Raw genomic sequence first — 18,865 nt, 5'->3', positions numbered from 1 at the left:
CTACTTGTCCTCCTTCTTAGCACCGTACTTACTACGGCCTTTTTTGCGCTTTTGAACACCCTGAAGGTCGAGTGCACCGCGAACGATGTGGTAACGAACACCTGGAAGGTCTGGCACGCGTCCACCACGTACGAGAACTACAGCGTGCTCCTGTAGGTTGTGGCCTTCACCACCAATGTATGCCCAGACTTCGTGACCATTCGTTAGGCGCACACGTGCGACCTTACGAAGAGCCGAGTTTGGCTTCTTTGGTGTTTTAGTGGTCACTTTGACACAGACGCCGCGCTTAAGCGGTGAGTCTTGGTTGTAGTAACGCACTTTGAGGGCGTTATGAATGCGTCCAAGAGCCGGTGATTTAGTCTTCTTTCCGGCGGTCTTGCGAGGCTTTCGCACCAATTGATTAATGGTAGGCATGTATAAAAATACTCCTTAGTTTTCTAAAAATGTAGCGGTGCGGGTCAGCATCCCGTACCGTATCCTGTCGAGCAGGATGAAACTCACCTGTTATATTAGCAAAAAATTACCATTCTGTCCAGTCTGGATGCTTGCCTATAGAGCATAAGAGCGATATACTGTATGTAAACGCTAAAAAACAAAAAATACAGGAAAAATATGGAAAATAAGCCCGAGGAATCACTGGACAATACACCAGAAAACACAGGGATAGAACCAGTCACTAATCAAAGGGATGCTCAGACTGCCGAAACGGAGTCGTCTTCATCGGTAGAGGACAGCGTCAGTATAGAGTCAGAGCAGTCGGAAACTACCGAACCCATAAGGCCTATTCAGCTGCCAATCGTCGAACCGAAAAATAAAAAGACTCCATGGCTTTGGGCGTTGCTAGTTTTGGCTTTATTTGTCATTGCTGATGGCGTTTACTACTACGCTGGCATTTTAAATAAGCCAAAGGACGAGGCCAAAGTACAGACGGTCGCAACTTCTAGTCCTTCACCCACTCCATCTATAAGTGCCGAGAACATTGTATCTTCAGTGAAAGACCTCAAACTGCAAGGAAAGATTGCACCAATCGTAAAGTCTGATAAAACGAGCGGCGAAACTGACGGAGGCGTCAATGTTTACGGCGCTTACCCCTATCAAATTGACGGTAAAAAGTTCGCAAATGATCCATTAAACGTATACGGCACAGGTACTCTGGGCTTAGCCAGTGTTGCAAAGTCTGATTTTTCGGCATTACAAAGTTATCTAGAGGACGAAGGCTTTTCGCAAATGAAGGATGAGCCATACGCAGCACTCATTACTGAACCGGATCAAGAATTGGTGTATCTCTCGACGAAAGTTTTATGCCAGATAAAATATACGCATTCGACAAAATCTACGGCAGATGATGCTGATATGGCAAGCATATCGTGTGCCGACCTTTCAAGTTACGAGGCAGCTTCTACGGTGTTGCAGCCCTTTTACGATGCCTACGTCGCTAGCGTGAAGCCTGCAGGCGGCCCTGCAACGTATCTGAAAGCGCCTCTCGCGACTAATGACGGGATGGATGGCTACATGAACGCCAGCCTAGGAATCAGCACTGTCGGATCGCCGTTTGACAGCTCGGAAGGCTTCTTCTACCAAGAGGCCGGCAGAGATTGGACATATGTTCGATCGTCCCAAGACGGACTATATTGTGACTGGCTCACTACAGATACTATGAAGAAGGCATTTAATGGCCAGCCGTGCTACGATTCAACCACTAAGAAACAATCTATAGTTTCAGCATAACAACAGATCAAAAAATTGTCCCCGCACTCAGGCGGGGACTTTTCATTTTATGCGCCGTTTAAAACGTAACTTCAGTTGGTACGTTTTTGTTCTTTGTATCGCCTGAGCCTAGCTGTCCTACTGTGTTTACACCCCAGCACCCTAGCGAACCATCTGCGATTGCACAGGTGTAGCCGCTTGTGCCAGTGTCGAGCATCTGCACGTGCTTATCAGACAACCAGCCAGCTGCGTACACCTTTTGTGGCCCGGTTGGCGACGGTTTGCAGGTGGTATTTTTAAAGACAAGGAGAGTAGTTGTTGTCGTACAACTTTGCGTGTAGCTACTCCCAGTTTGACCCTCATTCATACTTGATCCATTTGCATCGCAGTATGTCGCTGTGTCATTTGTTGCGCAGAATAGGCCGTCGCGTACATTCCCGGACGTGTAGCTTAAGGTGCTTTGCGTAAGGAAATTCATAGCCGGCACAGTAGGAGACATGGTGCCTACAGGCACATAGTCAATCGTTTTTGTATAGCCGACATGCGTGACTGAAATACACTGAGCGCTCCCTCCGTTATTGTTACCGCCGCCTATATGGCCGCCCGAGGTATTGCCGCCAGCTACCGTGCCCGGACTAGCCGTTCCTTGATAGTGAGGCGTAACTGACCCGCTACCAGTACTTACAGTTCGTGTACCGTTGGTGCTATAGGACGCTAGTATGGCGTTAGTCGTGTAGCTCACGCATGAATTAAAGTGACAGGTTTTCTTCGAACCGTATGATTCAACAGCGCGATATCCGTACATACCCCAATAATACGGTTTTCCACTTTTGCTGAGACCGGTCACGTATCCGCTGCTGTCGAGTGCTGAAAACAGCTGCGAATCAGAAATCTCGACTGGCCTTGAAGTGCTAAGATACGTCGTGTTAGACGAGTTGCTCGGCATAGTTGTCGGCGAGGTTTTACTACATGCTACAGTATTAACACTTGGCTCAGGAATGCCGCTTTCGCTGATACCTCGCCCCCAGCAGTACGGATTGCCGACGGCCGTATCAGGCTGTGTCGTACTTTGTACGGCCAAAACGCACATAGTACCGCCTGAAACCCTAGCAAGCTGCAAGCCCCACTTACCTGCGAGGGCGGATCCAGACGTCGCAAAAACTGCCTTAGGGTAACTGTAATCGTTGTAACTTACTGGTTTAACCGCCGTATCGGTAGTGGTATTTCCAGTAGTACTCGAGCGGCCATTACTCCCCGAACTTGTCCTACTGTTTGAATTCACGGGCGGTGTCGGAGTAGGAGTGCTCGTGCTTGAGCGGCTCGACGAAGCTTTTGCTAGACGAACGACGGGAGCATTCGACGCTTCAGTAGTCTGCGCTAGTTGATTATTCGTAAGGTTTGCTCCGGAAAGTGCATATTTATTGCTGTCACTATGCTCTACGGATGCGGCCGTGGAAGAAGAAGTGAATGACGCTTTGTCTAGATAGAGAGCTCTGGTGCAGACTTTCCAGAACAATAGATTTAAACTGAATTGATTTGTAAAACTTACATCCAACCTGTGGTTACCCGAGCTGAGTGTTACAGGAAAACTATAATCCTTCCAACTCGTCGCAGAAACAGATTGCGTTCCGATAACCTTGCCGTCAACCTTGACCTGCACATTCGGTGCGCCAAGACATTGATCCCCGCGCGCACGTACGCTTACTTTTTCTAAAGTACCGGTTTGAGCAGCAGTAGAACTAGTGGAGTTTGAAGTCATGCGTACAGCTTTACCGCCAGATGCAGCGCTGTCACTAACTACCGAACTTCCGCCTTCTTGATATAGACTCATAATCTCTGCCTCGACATTGCTTGTCGTTACTTTGGCGGGACTACTAGACGGCCTTGGAGTTGGCCTAGGAGTAGATTGGGGCGTACGATTACTAGTATTGGTGTTTGAATTGCCGCCTACACGACTAGAAGGTACTGGGGTTGGAGTAGGAGTCCGGGTGGAGATTGGCGTTGGAGTTGGAGTTGGAGTAGGAATGGGAGTTGGGGTGGACGGCTTTATTGTAGGGCTACCTGAACTTACAGGTGCAGTCGGAGTTGTTGTGTCGCCATTCAGGCCTAGGCGACCATCGGCTCCATAACCCCAACAAGACACCTTGCCGTCGTTCGTCAACGCGCACGTGAAATAATCACCGGCCGCTATATCTACGACGATTTTGCCGCTCAGATTACTTCTTGGCTGTGTTGGCCGTATCTCGTCGCAACTATACTGAAAAGGCCATACGCCACACGTTTTTTTGACGACAGGAGGCGTATAGTCTGTTGCGCTTGTATCGACAGCAACCGGTATTGATGAACTCGTGTTAGACCTATTACCAAGCTGACCGTGGCTATTGTCACCCCAGCAAAATACTTTGCCTTCGGCCAAGGCGCATACATGCGTTTTTCCAACGCTAACTTTATCTACCTCGAGACCGGCTAATGGACTAGCGGGTATCGATGATGTGCCCTGTGAAGCAAGACAGGCGCCCAGCAAGTTGAAAGAGCATACGCTTGATCCGACTGACACGGCATTTTTGTTTACAGCTACCGCAACGGGTTTTGTCTGCATGTTGCTGCTATATGCCCTACCAGTGCCGAGCTGACCATATGTATTATCTCCCCAGCAATATGCTTTGAAATCAACAACCGCACAGGCAGTTGTTTGTCCTGTCGAGACCTGTAAAACGTCCGAATTTGCTGCAGCCGCACTGCTACTCAAGAAAGTCGATATCGGAGTAGCTAACGTACTGACGACCATTATGTATGTAACGAAGCCACGAATCCAACCATTAATCGCACTAGACTTACTATTTTTATATCCCACGCGGTATCACCTCCTAAATGAGTTCTCGCCTCTTCACCCTATGTGCATATTGTACATAAGCGAAATGGATTTGCAAACACCGTAGATAGTTGCGCTAAAACCTTAAGCATAGTAATTTTAACTATGAGTACAAACATAACGAGGCACTTCAAGCAATGGATGACAAATTAAAGCAGTCTGCGACCGGTAGTCAGCCAACTGGCCATGATGGATTGGAAAATAAATGGCGTCATTGGTTGTTTTTTGCAGGCATCGTTTTAGTTGCTTTAATGATATCTGCATATTCCATGTACGGAATACTTAATACAGTTAAGAATTCATCTGACTCAAAAAAGTCAGCAACTCAGTTTCCTTCTGCTCAAAATCTTGTTGATCAGGCGAGAATTAATCTTAAAGGTAAAAATCAAGATATTACAATTGCAGATGGAATGGGTGGCAGGACATCAACGGGCTTTTGGGCGTACGGTTTACCTACCCTTCAGCCTTCTGGGAAAAAATTTAAAGCCTTTCCCGCAAGTGGAGCTGGTGCGGGTTATATAAGTGACTCGGAAACGGCAAAGAGAAATTATCAAGCGCTGGAGAGTTTCTTTAATAAAAATAACTTCACATTTGTAACTTCGTCTAGAGACCAGACTGGGCCTATATCGGACAATAAAGACATTGTCACTTACGATTGGTACGGAATTTACGAGTCTAATCAGATTCGTTGTGCAATTTTTGATGCTGACGCAACACAAACCACTGTCAAGAACTACGTTGTCGGCATAGGGTGTGCAGACAAGAGTAGCTACACGGATGCGGCAAATGCCCTTCAGCCCTTTTATGACGCCTACGTGGCCGGTACTAAAAAATCAGTCAACAATGTAGTGCTTGGCGTGCCTACTCTTGCTAAGGGCGCCGACGGGTACCAGTATGCAATTGTCTATCAGGAAAACAAAAATGAATTTAGCGGAAGCTTCCAGGGCTTGTACTACATGGAACCAGGCAAGGACTGGACAATCTTTACAGTTACACAAGGTGTTCCGTTCTGTTCTTCTTATGACACAAGTGTCCTTAAAAAGGCTTTTGCTGGAATTAAGTGCTATGATAACGTTCGCAAAGTTAATTCGACACTTTAGCGCGCGTATTTAGTTCTACAAGAAAACCCCCGCACAACACTGGCGGGGGTTTTCATTGTATCGTACCCTACTAATCGTTGAGATCGAGGTCTTCTGCGATTTCCTCTACTATGTCGTGAGCAGCCTCAGACGTAGCTTAGTATGAGGCAGCGCCCGTACCGACCGGAATCTTTCGGCCGATAATGACGTTTTCCTTCAAACCGTGGAGGTGATCAGCGCGGCCGCTGGTGGCTGCGTTGATAAGCACGCGGGTCGTGTCCTGGAAGGAAGCGGCTGATAGCCAGCTGTCGCTCCAGATGGAAACCTTTGTGATACCGAGGAGTAGCTGTGTGTATTTAACAGTGTCTTTACCTTGCAGGGAAAGATTTTTGTTTGCTTCAACAACCGCTGCCTTTGAAACGATATCGCCTGTGACGAATTCGCTTTCGACTGGATCTTCAATCTGTACACGGCTAAACATCTGACGCACGATGATCTCGAGGTGCTTGTCAGCAACGTCTTGACCCTGTGCGGCGTAGATGCGCAGCACTTCGTTGATTATGTAGCGCTGAGTAGCTTCTTCGCCCTTCAAGCGCATCAAATCGTGCAGATTGAGTGAGCCGATTGTTAGACGATCGCCTGCTACTACGTGATCGCTAGCCTTCACAACTAACTGTGTGTTGCCTGGAATTTCGTAGCGGACAGGTGCAGTAGCATTTGCCGATAGTACGATACTCGTCTTTTTGACTTCTACGTAACCGTCAAATGGTGCAACAAGTGGTTTAGTTCCTTTGTCGCCATTTGCTAGTACGTCGCCAGCCTTAACGTAGCTATCGTCTTTGACTGCGGCTTTTCGGTCTTCGAGAGGTATTTTTTCGACATGTCCCTTGTCAGGTGTGACTTGAACGATGTACTTTTTGCCATCTTCCCATACATCAACCGAACCCGTAACTTCAGTTACATAAGCCTGGCCCTTTGGTGTACGAGCTTCGAACAGCTCTTCAACACGTGGAAGACCCTGGGTGATGTCTCCACCCGCAACACCACCGGCGTGGAAGGTTCGCAGCGTAAGCTGAGTACCTGGCTCACCGACAGACTGCGCGGCGATAACACCTACAGGCTGTGCTTCGGCAACTAATTCGCCAGAAGCCATATCTATACCGTAGCTCTTGCGTGGAATACCATGCAGGTTTTTGGTCGACAGTACAGACTTGATGCTGACACTTTCTACCTTTTCGTCTGCCTCAATAGCGTCGGCGATTTCACGTGTGATGAGCTCACCGGCAGCAATATGGCCTGCAACCTCTTTGGCTGTGTAGCGACCCTTCAAGCGGTTGGCGAATTCAATCATCGTGTCCTCAGTCTCTGAGCGATAGATCGTAAAGCCTTCGTCTTCATCACCGTCATCATCGACAGTGAATACGTCTTGGCTCACGTCGACCAAACGCCTAGTCAGGTAACCTGAGTCGGCCGTCTTAAGCGCGGTGTCGATAAGACCCTTACGCGCACCACGGGTTGCCACGAAGGCTTCCAGTGATGACAGACCGGCTTTATAGCTTGAACGGATAGGCAGCTCAATTTCACGGTTCGTTGCGTCGACCATGATACCAATCATGGCGCTTGCAAGCTTGACGTTTGAAATATCACCACGAGCACCAGAGTTAACCATGACGGAGATACTGGTATCCATGTTCTTAAGCTGGTCTTGCAGGAATTCAGTAACCTTACGGTCAACGTTACGCCATGCAGCCACCGTAAGGTTGTAGCGCTCATCGTCAGTAATCAAACCTTGGTCGAACTGGTCGGAGATCTGAGCACTTCGCTCGTCACCTTCCTTAACGAACCCGTCGATCTGATCAAAGTTAATGTAATCGTCCTTACCAGTCGATACGGCAGCGATAGTCGCAAAGCGGAACGCAAGACCCTTCATGCGGTCTGCTGTCTTTGCAGTTTCTTCAGCGCCGTAGCGATCAAAGATCTTAGCAAGAACCTTCTTGAGTTGCTTCTTACTCTGGACGTTGTTGTCGTACGGATAGTCGGCAGGTAGGATTTCGTTAAAGAATACTCGGCCGAGTGTCGTATTGCGGATCTCACCCTTAGCATGGAGACGAATTGGTGTCTGTAGCTGGATGACGCCGGCGTCGTAAGCCATTTCAGCTTCGTAGACCGAACTAAATGCTCGTACCTTATCTGTCTGCGCACTAGGCTTTTCGTATGTCAGGTAGTAGTTACCAAGAACCACGTCCTGTCCGATGTTAAGCACTGGCGCACCGTCGGCTGGTTTCAGCAAGTTATTCGTTGCAGACATGAGCTCACGAGCTTCACGCTGTGCGTCCTTGCTCAGTGGCAAGTGTACGGCCATCTGGTCACCGTCGTAGTCGGCGTTAAAGCCGTTGGCAACAAGTGGGTGTAGCTGGATAGCCTTGCCTTCGACCAATTTCGGCTGGAATGCCTGAATTGATAGACGGTGCAATGAAGGTGCACGGTTCAGGAGGACGTATTTGCCCTCGATAACGGCATCTAATGCGTCCCAAACGAGTGCATCACCTGCTTCGATAAGACGAGTTGCGCTTCTGATGTTATGAGCGTGTTCGCCACGGATCAACCAGCTAATGACAAATGGCTTGAACAATTCGAGTGCCATCTGCTTTGGTATACCGCATTCACTAATTTTGAGCTTTGGTCCGACGACAATAACCGAACGGCCTGAGTAGTCGACGCGTTTACCAAGAAGGTTCTGGCGGAAGCGTCCTTGCTTACCCTTTAGCATGTCGCTGATACTCTTTAGGCGGCGGCGACCACCAGTTGCGTTTACAGCACGACCGCCACGAGCGGCGCTGTTGTCTATCAGTGAGTCAACTGCTTCCTGCAGCATACGCATTTCGTTGCGGCGGATAACTTCCGGCGCGTTGAGGTCGATTAGCTTCTTTAGACGGTTGTTACGGTTGATGACTCGGCGATATAGATCGTTCAAGTCGCTCGTTGCGAAACGACCACCAGTAAGTTGAACCATCGGACGAAGGTCTGGTGGGATAACTGGCAAAATGGTCAAAGTAAGGCTGCTTGGTTTGATGCCTGCGGCATACATACCTTCAAGTACCTTAAGACGTTTGAGCAGCTTCTTTTCTCGTTGACCCTTTGCACCAGCAACTTCTTCAGTTAGTTGTGCAATGAGTTTTGGCAAGTCAATTTCGTCTAGCAACGCTTTTAGAGCCGTACCACCCATACCAACGGTAACGAGTTCTTCGTATTCTTCTGGTAGGTTGCGGTAATCAGTCTCATTCATCAAAGCACCCTTTACGAGGCTATCGAGTTGAGCTTTTTTGATATTGTAGTTTTCATTAAGCTCTTCAATTTCGCGTGACTGCCTTGTTGCAAGTTCCTTGACGTCTACGTTTTCAGCTTCAGCTTCTTTTTCGTAGCGAATCTTTATGGCTGCTTGTGCAGCTTCAGTTTCGGCTTCAAGATCAGCAAGAATCTTGTCTCGCTTCTCTGTTTCGACGTTCAAAATAACGTAGCTTGCAAAATATGCGACTCGTTCCAAGTTGCGGACTGTCGTGCCGAGCAATAGGCTCATTGCACTCGGAGTGCCGCGCATAAACCAAATGTGTGCGACCGGCGCAGCTAGGGTGATGTGTCCCATGCGTTCACGACGTACGATTGATTTAGTAACCAATTCGCCGTTTTTGTCGACAGCTGCTTCACGAGAGCGTACGCCCTTTAGCTTGTTGTCGTGCGGGTTGATATCCTTAACTGGTCCGAAAATGCGCTCACAAAACAAGCCATCTCGTTCAGGTTTTTGGGTACGATAGTTAATTGTTTCCGGCTTTGTAACTTCACCGTGGCTCCATTTCTGGATATCCTCGGGGCTGGCAACTGCGAGGCGCACAGCGTCAAAGTCAGCGATTCCGGTGCCTGGGACTATTCGTGACATGACTATACCTCCTCCTTGATTTCTTCTACTTCATCTAAGTCCTGGATGCTCATGCCATCTTCTTCAAGATCTACATCATCTGCTTCATCCAAAACAGTTTCTTCTCCGTCATCCGATGCGCTGAGTGCCACAGGAACAGTCTTGTCCTCTGGGCCACCTTCTGCGATGACTTCCTCTGCATCGATTACGATACCTTCACCGCTTTCAATCTCGTCCAGCAAGTCAACGCGTAAACCAAGACCTTGCAGCTCTTTCACGAGGACGTTAAAGCTTTCTGGAAGCTTTGGACCGACAATCGGTTCGTTCTTAATGATTGACTCATACGCCTTTGCACGTCCGTAGACATCGTCAGATTTAATTGTAAGCATTTCTTGTAGTGTAGTGGCTGCGCCATAAGCTTCAAGTGCCCAAACCTCCATCTCTCCGAAGCGCTGACCACCGTTTTGCGCTTTACCACCGAGAGGTTGCTGAGTGACCATAGTGTATGGACCGGTTGAACGAGCGTGAATCTTGTCGCTAACCATGTGGTGTAGCTTAATGATATGCATCACACCAACAGTAGTTCGTTCCTCAAACGCCTCACCTGTGCGGCCGTCAAATAATTGACTCTTACCGTCACGGGCAAAACCAGCTTTTTCAAGTTCGTCACTGATTACGTCGTTAGGTACTCCGTTAAATGGAGGAGTTGCAACTTTATAACCAAGTGCGCGAGCCGCCATACCTAGGTGAGTCTCAAACAACTGACCGATGTTCATACGGCTCGGGACACCAAGCGGGTTCAAAACGACGTCAACAGGTGTGCCATCTTCCATGAACGGCATGTCTTCGATAGGTAGAATACGCGCTACAACACCCTTGTTACCGTGACGACCAGCTAACTTGTCACCTACGCTAATCTTGCGAAGCTGAGCTACAAAGATTTGAATTTGCATCAATACGCCGGCTTTTAGCTCATGGCCGTTCTCACGACTAAAGATCTTCACACCGACAACCTTACCGCCACCGGCATTGTTCATGCGCTGTGAGGTATCGCGAACGTCTTTGGCTTTTTCACCGAAGATAGCTCGGAGCAGACGCTCTTCAGAGCTGAGCTCTTGCTCGCCTTTTGGAGTAATCTTACCGACAAGCACGTCACCAGCCTTAACTTCTGAGCCGATTTGTACGATACCGTTTTCGTCAAGGTGACGTAGAGATTCTTCACTAACATTCGGGATGTCGCGAGTAACGATTTCAGCACCAAGCTTAGTTTCGCGTACTTCAACGTTGTAATCCTTGATGTTAATACTGGTTAGTCCATCGTCTTTGACAAGGCGATCGCTAAGGACGATGGCGTCGTCCATGTTGTATCCACCCCAAGGCATAAAGGCAACAAGCATGTCACGGCCAAGTGCAAGTTCGCCATCGGCGATTGATGCACCTTCGATCAATGTTGTACCCTTAGTAACCTTGTCGCCACGTGTAACGCGAACTTTTTGGTTAATCGAACGATCGTCGTTGCTCTTGGCAAAGTGGATCAGCTCGTATTTCTTAACTCCATCAGCGTATTTAACGTGAACTTCGTCGCCATCTGCACGAACAACTTCGCCCGCGCCTTCGGCAACAACTAGTTGACTCGTATTCTTTGCGATTTCTGCCTCAATACCCGTTCCAACAATTGGAGATTCAGGATTAAGAAGTGGTACAGCCTGCTTCTGCATGTTTGAGCCGGTCAAAGAACGGTCGACACGGTTTTTCTCGATGAATGGCACGAGTGATGCGGTTGAACCAAGAATCTGCTTGTGTGCGGCGTCCATGAAAGTCACTTCTGAAGCGTCAACTTGCTCTGGCAAGAGGCCATTTCGGGCGCTAACACGTTCGTCGACGAATTTACCGTCTTTGTCGAGTGCAGCACCAGCATCAGCGATGACTTCTGTAGCTTCCTGACTTGAATCAAGATAAACTACTTCGTCAGTCACTTTACCCTTAACGACTTTTAGGTAAGGGGTTTCGATGAAACCGTATTCGTTGATACGTGCGTAGGTAGAAAGGTTGAGCACGAGACCAATGTTTGCGCCTTCAGGTGTTTCAACAGAACAAAGGCGTCCGTAATGAGTTGGGTGCGCGTCGCGAACGTCGAATCCAGCACGTTCACGGCTCAAACCGCCAGGACCCATCGAAGATAGGCGGCGCTTGTGGCTTAGCTCTGCAAGCGGGTTCGTCTCGTCCATCAGCTGGCTTAGCTGTGAACTTGCAAAGAACTCACGTACGGCGGCAACGACTGGGCGGGCGTTGATCAACTGACCAGGTGTAACTGTTTCGATGTCGCTCATAGACATACGGTCCATAGCGTTTCGTTGCATACGAAGCATACCGACGCGGAACTGGCGGGCAACCAGCTCACCAACCAATTTGACACGACGATTGTTAAGGGCGTCGATGTCATCTGGAAGTTCTTGCGAGTTGTTTAGGCGGATGATCTCGCGAATGATCGCAATCAAGTCCGACATCTGGAAGACGCGGCTTTCAGTAGTGTTTGGCATGTCGATGGCAAGGCGTTGGTTCATCTTATAGCGGCCGACACGGCTGTAGTCGAAGCGCTTAAAGTCAAAGAACATGCGCTCAATCATAGTACGGGCGTTGTCTACGGTTGCAAGGTCACCTGGTCGCAAGCGACGGTAAACCTCAATAAGCGCTTCGTTAGCACCACGGGCCGGGTCCTTTTCGAGAGTCGCTTCGATGTATTTCATGTCGCCATTGTCTACATCGCTAAACATTGTCTTGATTTCAGACACTTTGCTGTGTCCAAGAGCACGTAACAGTGTTGTAACAGGCAGCTTACGACGACGATCAATCTTGACGTAGATTGCACCACCGGGAGCTGTCTCAAACTCAAGCCATGCACCACGGCCTGGGATAAGCTTTGCGCCGTAGAAGTTTCGGCCAGCTGCAACATCAGCCGTAAAGAATACGCCTGCGCTACGAATGAGCTGAGAAACAACAACACGCTCGGTACCGTTGATGATAAACGTACCGCGGTCTGTCATCCATGGGTAGTCACCTAGGTAGATCTCTTGCTCTTTAACTTCACCAGTGACCTTGTTGGTCAGCTCTACATTGACGTGTAGTGGCGCATCAAACGTCAGGTTGTTTTCCTTGGCGTGAAGTTCTGTTAGTTTTGGATCTTGGAAATGATACTGCTTGAAGCGCAATTCGAGCTTCTGACCAGTATAATCCTCGATCGGGTTAAGTTCAGTAAATATTTCGCTCAAGCCAGTCTCGACGAATTCACGCCAGCTGTCTTTTTGATGAGCGATAAGGTTTGGGAGTGGTAACGCGGTGTCGTCCTTAGTAAAGAACACACGGGCATTACCCTGAGTTGCCTTTGCCATTTATCCTCGCAATGTATTTAGTTAATTTAGTGATCCGGCCCGAAGATCCACTAGGCTTGGTAGTCATTTTTTTCGCCACAAAAAATTGACATAAGGATACCAAGCTATTCTACTTCTTGCAGGTTATTATGAACACCTATAACAAGATAGTCAATAGTTTTACAGGATAAAATATAGTACGAATTTAAGCCTTTGTTATGACTTGATCGGCGAGGCCGTATTTTACGGCCTCTTCGGCGCTCATCCAAAAGTCGCGGTCGGTGTCTTTTTCTACCTTCGCCAGCTTCTGACCAGTGTTTTTCGCAAGAATTTCGTTAAGCCTGTGCTTCAGGTAAATTCCCTCACGAAGAGAAATCTCTTGATCGGTAATCTTTCCCTGAGTACCACTAGAAGGCTGGTGAATCATCAATCGGCTATTTGGCAGAACGATACGCTTGCCTTTCGTGCCGCTCGAGAGAAGAAATGCCCCCATACTTGCCTGTACACCAATTCCTATCGTCTGAACGTCAGGTGAGATGTATTGCATGGTGTCGTAAATAGCAAATCCGTCATACACACTACCGCCAGGACTGTTGATGTATAGTTTGATGTCCTTTTTTGGATCTTCATAGGCAAGATGCAATAACTGGGCAACAACAAGATTTGCCGTATGCTCATTCACATCTTCACCCAGAAAAATAATGCGTTCTTTTAGCAATCGACTATATATGTCGAACGCCCGTTCGCCCTCTGAAGATTGTTCAATAACCGTTGGTACTAAATAGTTCGTTGGTTTTGTCATGTATTAAGTATAAATCAAAATTAGCACTCACGTCAATAGAGTGCTAATTCTACTATTTATTGAGTTCGACCAGTCGGTCAATTGTCTTGTCGGTCAAGAGTCGATTGGCAATATCGCGCTGTAGCTCAGGGCTTGTGAAGTCCTGTCCGGATTGCTTACCATACATTTGCTGGTATTCATTCACCTTTGCAGCGAGCTCTTCGCTCGTCGCAGTGATTTCTTCCACCTTGCTCATCTCTGCTAATACAAGTCCGGCCTTTACGCGGCGTTCGGCTGCATCGCGGACCTCTGTCTTCAGCCATTCCTCGTGAGACAACTTTTTGCTCTCGAGGTAATTCTCGATGGTCATACCTTGGTATGCGAGATTTTGTGACATATCTTGTTCAATTGAGCGAGCTTGGTCTTCAATCAGAATTTCAGGCACAGGGGCGTCACTGACTTCTGCGAGCTTAGCAACCAACTCATCCTTAAACTTATCATCTGCTTCACGCTCGTGAGACTTCGCAAGCTCACGTTCGATGTCATCTCGAAGCTCCTTGACTGTTTTGAATGGTCCGGCTTTGGCAGCAAATGCATCATTAACTTCAGGTAGCGCTACGTCATTTACGGTCTTGAGCGTAACTGTAAAGACGACATCTTGACCAGCAAGAGCGTCGGCATGATAGTCTTCCGGAAACTTTAGAGATATATCAAATTCCTCGCCAGCTTTATGGCCGACGACACCTTCTTCAAATCCAGGTATAAATTGGTTAGAGCCTAGTTTTAATGTGTAGTCACTTGCCGTACCGCCGTCAAATGCAACGCCGTCACGCTTCCCGATGAAATCGATGACGGTTTCATCACCGTCCTTGGCTGCTCGCTTAACTTCCTTACGTTCAGAAAGACCGCTACGCATTCGTTCAACGACATCATCAATCTCTGATTCTTTAACCTTACTGACGACTCGTTTGACGCCCATTTTCTTATACTTGCCAAGTTTCACCTTTGGTAATACATCTACTTCTGCAGTGAATTCAAGTTCTTGACCAGGAACAAATTTCGTAACCTCTACCTGAGGGCGATCAAGTGCTTGTATCTTTTCTTCAGTAAAGGCGACTGACACGGCTTTGCTAAGCGCGTCGTCAACCGTCTGGTTTGCTAATGTGTTTGGATCTACATATTTGGCAGCGACGGCGATTGGAACTTTACCTTTACGGAAACCTGGGGCCTTAACGTTTTTTGAAAGCTTATGTAACGCAACCTTTTCGGCATCATCTAACTCGCTTTTATCGAGCGTGATGGTCATCATAACTTTGGTATCTGATAGGTATTTTGTGGTGGTCTTCATATTTACATAACTATAACAGAGGTGGCGATGATTCGCAAAAAAATCTCCGTGCCCCGCCTTTAAGTGCGGCGGGGACACGGAGTGTGTTCTTGGACGGCTAGCACCCACACGGACCGGGACCCGGAGGTCCCCAAATAGGAGGTGGCGGTGGTGGTGGCGGAGGTGGCGGGGGAAATAATGGAGGTGGTGGATATCCGACATTCGGATAGCACCCACCGAAACCACCACATCCTCCCGGATACCCAATTCCAGGGTATCCGCCCCATGGACCGCCACCACACCACTGCGCATGAATGAAAATTCCATTCCATCCGAAGCATCCGTTAGCATGCGCCTCGGGAGCCGACGCTCCCGTGACGACGGTACCGCCAAGAAGCAAACCTGCTCCAAGAACACCCAGAGTTGCAGCTTTTACCGCAAACTTCTTATACATTTCCTCGGACCTCCTTTGGAATGGTACCTCTGGGTATTTTTATGATAATCGGTCCTGTCATGCAGGTCTGTAAAATATCTAGCACTGTCGCTGCAAACGAAATGCTCCGCGCCCACTTCCAGGTGAAAGTAAACGCGGAGCTGCTCTCAGAACAGACGACCTTCTGCTACGGTGGTGGCGGATATACCCGATAGCAATTTCTACCACCGAACCCAAATACAAACACGGCGTCGCAATGTATGTGACTACCATCAGGTTCAATCGGATAGTCGCATGTCGACCATGTAGTCGTCGGCACCCATCCACTGGAACAATAATCTGCCTTCGCTGCTGGCGCCGTAGCAACAGCAACCATGGATCCACCTGTAAACAGGACGGCTCCGAGAACACCGAGAGTTGCGACTTTTGTCGCATTTATCCTCAGCACATCCTGAGACCTCCTTTGGAATTGGAACTCATTGGACAATTATTATGATATGAAATTTGGCTGTATAAGTCTGTTAAATATTTGGCAGTTCGTCACTATCTACGCCATTGCGCCTATGATCTTTCACCTTGCCAATAATTCGTTCTAAGCTCATTTTTTCTTCGGTTGTCGTGGCAGTATCTTTCAGCGTATATATACCTTCTCGGACTTCGTTAGATCCAACAAACATCAAGTAAGGAACTTCTTTTTTGAGCGCTGACTTTATTTGCTTATCTAATTTACGCCCACTAATGTCGACTTCTACCTTAACGCCTTCTTCTCGCAATTTACGAGCCGCTTCCAGCGCAGCAGACATACTATCGTCTACAACAAGGATATTTATTTCAGTTGTCGGAGCAAGTACAGGAAGAAGTTCATGTGACCTCAGGAATAGTTCTGTCGTCGTCAGACCAGGAGCAAAGCCGACAGTCGGTATAGGTTCTGCACCAAACAAGCCAACTAGACCGTCATAACGGCCTCCACCAAACAACGAACGATTATTGTCCGGATGTAGATCAAAGACCTCAAACACCATGCCGGTGTAATAATCTAGTCCACGCATAAGTGTGATGTCGAATTTAACATTCTTAACGCCAGCACTTTGTAACTGTTCGAATAAGTCTTCGAGCTCTTTGACATATTCTGTCTCGTGCAATTCAGACGGCAGGTCTTCGATGGACGTAGCTGAAACAAGTTGCCGTAACTTTGCGAGACCTTCCTCGACTTGCTCGTTGCCAAAAATTTCGGCTGCCTGCTGAGCAAAATCGTCATTAGAGATCTTTTCCTTGCGATCAAATAATTTAATCATGAGTTGCGAGCCAACGGCATCAAGGCCAAGATAACTAGACATCATGTGGTCGATAAGGTCACGATTGTTTACCCGGATGACATACATGTCGCCTTTAGCGCCAAACTCTTGCATGATCTCGTGTGCCAGTTCGATAATTTCAGCATCGGCAAGCGAACCCTCAACACCAAACAAATCAGCATTGAGCTGCCAAAATTCTCGGTCACGACCACGCTGTGGACGCTCATAACGCATAAAATTAGCTATGCTATACAAACGAGCTGGATATGCCATTTCTTGCCGCCTAGCGGCAACCATACGGCTGATGCTTGGTGTCATTTCTGGTCGGATTGCAACAACTCGATCGCCTCTGTCGGTAAAGCTATACGTCTGCTCATTGGCTAACTCATCTCCTGACTTAGCAGTGTAGACTTCTAGCGGTTCAATAAGTGGCGCACCGTATTCCTGGTACCCGTGTCGCTCTACGACTTTACGCCATGTAGCAAATATGTAGTTCTGAACCCGCTTGTCTTCCGGGTAATAATCACGTGTGCCTTTATACGGCAGCGATGAAAGTGTGCTCATAATCCCTGTTATTATACCAAGGATATTCGAGTAATCCTAGCGTCTTGAAATCACACGGTGTAGTTCACGTCGCGAATTTAGGTAGTATGCCATCGCAGCAGTGACTCCAGCTAAACCTATACCGCTCGCTATCGTTCCTCCGCTAAGACCAGTAACAGGAAGCTCGGTCGGTACTGAAGTAGATGTAGCACGTGCGACAGAGCTTGGCGCCACTTTATTGATAATAATTTTTGCAGTAGCGTTAGCAGTCGCAACTGGTTGAGGCGACGGGCTTGCTTCTGGTGATGGTGACGCGGTAGTGTTATTTGTCTCGTTATCAACAGGTATACTATTGTCCGGCACGCCACCATTATCGACTGGCGCACCATTATCTTGCGCATTTCCATTGTCTATAGGCACGTTACCGTCATTACTCCCATCGGCTCCGGCCGGATAGCTACCAGTATCGACGGGTGTATAGCCATTATTTCCGGCGGTACCGACAGGATACCCTCCGCTATCATATGGGGTGGTGCTACTACCCGCGCCTATTCCAGCAAGATACCCGCTTCCGACTGGATAGCCACCGTAGCCCCCATCCGAGTACGGTGCATTACCCCCACTACCATATCCATTGTCGAGAGAGCTCCCGTCATTTAATCCATAATATCCACCGTACGCAGCTTGATTGTCATACGCTTGCACGACAGATGTCACCACAAGCACGGCTGCCACCACCAAGGTGCAGCCTGCCATTAGTGCCATACTATGTGGGCGCGTGGTATTAATGTTTCTCACCACCCCTTTTAGACTTGGCATAATTTTTCCCTCCATTACCTACTATCTATCTTCTCAGGAGAGTGCCAGTCTATGATGTAAAAATATTTACAATACGTGTTGTTGTAGCCAGTTATACATAGCAATGCCAGACGCAACACCGACGTTAACAGATCGCGTGCTACCAAATTGCTCAATCGCAACAATTGCCTCGCATTTACGCGCCATCTCATCGCTCAGGCCAGGTCCTTCGCTACCAAAAACTAATACTGAGTTTTCAGGTAGGGCAAATCCATGCAGCGGAACGCTGCCGTTTATATTATCGACACCTATCACACTCCGGCCTTTGGTCGCCTCTATAAAATCGGCAATTGTCGGGTGGTAATAAACATTCATGTACAGATCTGTCGCCATCGCTCCTCGCTTATTCCATTGCCGACGTCCGACTATATGCACTGCCTCAACGTTAAAAGCGTTGGCGTTTCTTACGATCGTACCAGCGTTAAAATCACGTTCAAGATTTTCTACAGCAATATGAAGCCGATTTCTTCTCGAATTTAGTTCGTCTTTGATTTTTTCAACACTCATGCCACGAAATTCATCAACGACATTACGGTGATCATTGTCTGCTGTAATCTTATCATCCATACATACAGTCTAGCAGTGGCGGCTACACCGAGCAAAATCATCGTACTGTCAGCCACAAGGACAACCTCTGCAATTAGCAATCACCGTGTTTCTGATATACGCGCGCACTATACTAGGCTCAA

Annotated in this window: 13 protein-coding genes; 2 read left to right on the top strand and 11 right to left on the bottom strand. The window is 48.0% G+C overall.

Annotation, left to right across the window (positions count from 1 at the left end):
* Positions 1-414 carry a 30S ribosomal protein S12 gene (gene rpsL / locus H6797_02705; protein USN97077.1) on the bottom strand — a complete coding sequence of 138 codons (414 nt, stop codon included), beginning with the start codon at positions 412-414 and terminating at the stop codon, positions 1-3.
* A gap of 198 nt (positions 415-612) precedes the next feature.
* Between rpsL and H6797_02700 the strand changes: the two genes are divergently transcribed.
* Positions 613-1,728, top strand: a complete 1,116-nt coding sequence (locus H6797_02700) for a hypothetical protein (protein USN97076.1) — start codon at positions 613-615, stop codon at positions 1,726-1,728.
* 58 nt (positions 1,729-1,786) lie between these two features.
* Here H6797_02700 and H6797_02695 read toward each other — a convergent pair whose 3' ends face one another.
* The gene (locus tag H6797_02695) at positions 1,787-4,561 is read right to left on the bottom strand and encodes a hypothetical protein (protein ID USN97075.1); all 2,775 of its coding nucleotides are present in this window, start codon (positions 4,559-4,561) and stop codon (positions 1,787-1,789) included.
* Between the two features lie 155 nt (positions 4,562-4,716).
* On the opposite strand from H6797_02695, the gene H6797_02690 reads away from it, so the two are divergent.
* Positions 4,717-5,679 (top strand): hypothetical protein, encoded by a 963-nt coding sequence (locus H6797_02690; protein ID USN97074.1) that lies wholly within the window; start codon positions 4,717-4,719, stop codon positions 5,677-5,679.
* Positions 5,680-5,815: 136 nt separating this feature from the next.
* Here H6797_02690 and rpoC read toward each other — a convergent pair whose 3' ends face one another.
* From rpoC to H6797_02645, 9 genes are all read right to left on the bottom strand, one after another.
* On the bottom strand, positions 5,816-9,592 hold the full coding sequence (gene rpoC, locus H6797_02685; protein ID USN97073.1) for a DNA-directed RNA polymerase subunit beta': 3,777 nt from the start codon (positions 9,590-9,592) through the stop codon (positions 5,816-5,818).
* Between the two features lie 2 nt (positions 9,593-9,594).
* Positions 9,595-12,960, bottom strand: coding sequence for a DNA-directed RNA polymerase subunit beta (locus H6797_02680; GenBank protein USN97072.1), 3,366 nt, complete (start codon positions 12,958-12,960; stop codon positions 9,595-9,597).
* Positions 12,961-13,144: 184 nt separating this feature from the next.
* Complete coding sequence (locus H6797_02675) at positions 13,145-13,741, bottom strand: ATP-dependent Clp protease proteolytic subunit (protein ID USN97071.1); 597 nt, start codon at positions 13,739-13,741, stop codon at positions 13,145-13,147.
* A 52-nt stretch (positions 13,742-13,793) separates the two neighbouring features.
* Entirely contained in the window at positions 13,794-15,068 is a 1,275-nt protein-coding gene (gene tig / locus H6797_02670; GenBank protein ID USN97070.1) for a trigger factor, read from the bottom strand.
* Between the two features lie 97 nt (positions 15,069-15,165).
* Positions 15,166-15,501 carry a hypothetical protein gene (locus H6797_02665; protein ID USN97069.1) on the bottom strand — a complete coding sequence of 112 codons (336 nt, stop codon included), beginning with the start codon at positions 15,499-15,501 and terminating at the stop codon, positions 15,166-15,168.
* Positions 15,502-15,667: 166 nt separating this feature from the next.
* Positions 15,668-15,928 carry a hypothetical protein gene (locus tag H6797_02660; protein USN97120.1) on the bottom strand — a complete coding sequence of 87 codons (261 nt, stop codon included), beginning with the start codon at positions 15,926-15,928 and terminating at the stop codon, positions 15,668-15,670.
* A gap of 73 nt (positions 15,929-16,001) precedes the next feature.
* Entirely contained in the window at positions 16,002-17,339 is a 1,338-nt protein-coding gene (locus H6797_02655) for a histidine--tRNA ligase (GenBank protein USN97068.1), read from the bottom strand.
* A 36-nt stretch (positions 17,340-17,375) separates the two neighbouring features.
* Positions 17,376-18,137, bottom strand: a complete 762-nt coding sequence (locus tag H6797_02650; protein ID USN97067.1) for a hypothetical protein — start codon at positions 18,135-18,137, stop codon at positions 17,376-17,378.
* Between the two features lie 66 nt (positions 18,138-18,203).
* Positions 18,204-18,743, bottom strand: coding sequence for a TrmH family RNA methyltransferase (locus H6797_02645; GenBank protein USN97066.1), 540 nt, complete (start codon positions 18,741-18,743; stop codon positions 18,204-18,206).
* Positions 18,744-18,865: the final 122 nt, after the last annotated feature.

This window comes from Candidatus Nomurabacteria bacterium (genome assembly GCA_023898645.1).
Lineage (GTDB): Bacteria > Patescibacteriota > Saccharimonadia > Saccharimonadales > Saccharimonadaceae > UBA2112.
This window is presented reverse-complemented; position numbering and strand designations above follow the sequence as displayed.

Excerpts from the sequence above, each read along its gene's own strand:
- H6797_02690 (USN97074.1), top strand. The coding sequence starts at position 4,717 with ATGGATGACAAATTAAAGCAGTCTGCGACCGGTAGTCAGCCAACTGGC.
- H6797_02650 (USN97067.1), bottom strand. The coding sequence starts at position 18,137 with ATGCCAAGTCTAAAAGGGGTGGTGAGAAACATTAATACCACGCGCCCA.
- H6797_02645 (USN97066.1), bottom strand. The coding sequence starts at position 18,743 with ATGGATGATAAGATTACAGCAGACAATGATCACCGTAATGTCGTTGAT.
- tig (USN97070.1), bottom strand. The coding sequence starts at position 15,068 with ATGAAGACCACCACAAAATACCTATCAGATACCAAAGTTATGATGACC.
- H6797_02700 (USN97076.1), top strand. The coding sequence starts at position 613 with ATGGAAAATAAGCCCGAGGAATCACTGGACAATACACCAGAAAACACA.
- H6797_02665 (USN97069.1), bottom strand. The coding sequence starts at position 15,501 with ATGTATAAGAAGTTTGCGGTAAAAGCTGCAACTCTGGGTGTTCTTGGA.
- rpoC (USN97073.1), bottom strand. The coding sequence starts at position 9,592 with ATGTCACGAATAGTCCCAGGCACCGGAATCGCTGACTTTGACGCTGTG.
- H6797_02675 (USN97071.1), bottom strand. The coding sequence starts at position 13,741 with ATGACAAAACCAACGAACTATTTAGTACCAACGGTTATTGAACAATCT.
- H6797_02655 (USN97068.1), bottom strand. The coding sequence starts at position 17,339 with ATGAGCACACTTTCATCGCTGCCGTATAAAGGCACACGTGATTATTAC.
- rpsL (USN97077.1), bottom strand. The coding sequence starts at position 414 with ATGCCTACCATTAATCAATTGGTGCGAAAGCCTCGCAAGACCGCCGGA.
- H6797_02680 (USN97072.1), bottom strand. The coding sequence starts at position 12,960 with ATGGCAAAGGCAACTCAGGGTAATGCCCGTGTGTTCTTTACTAAGGAC.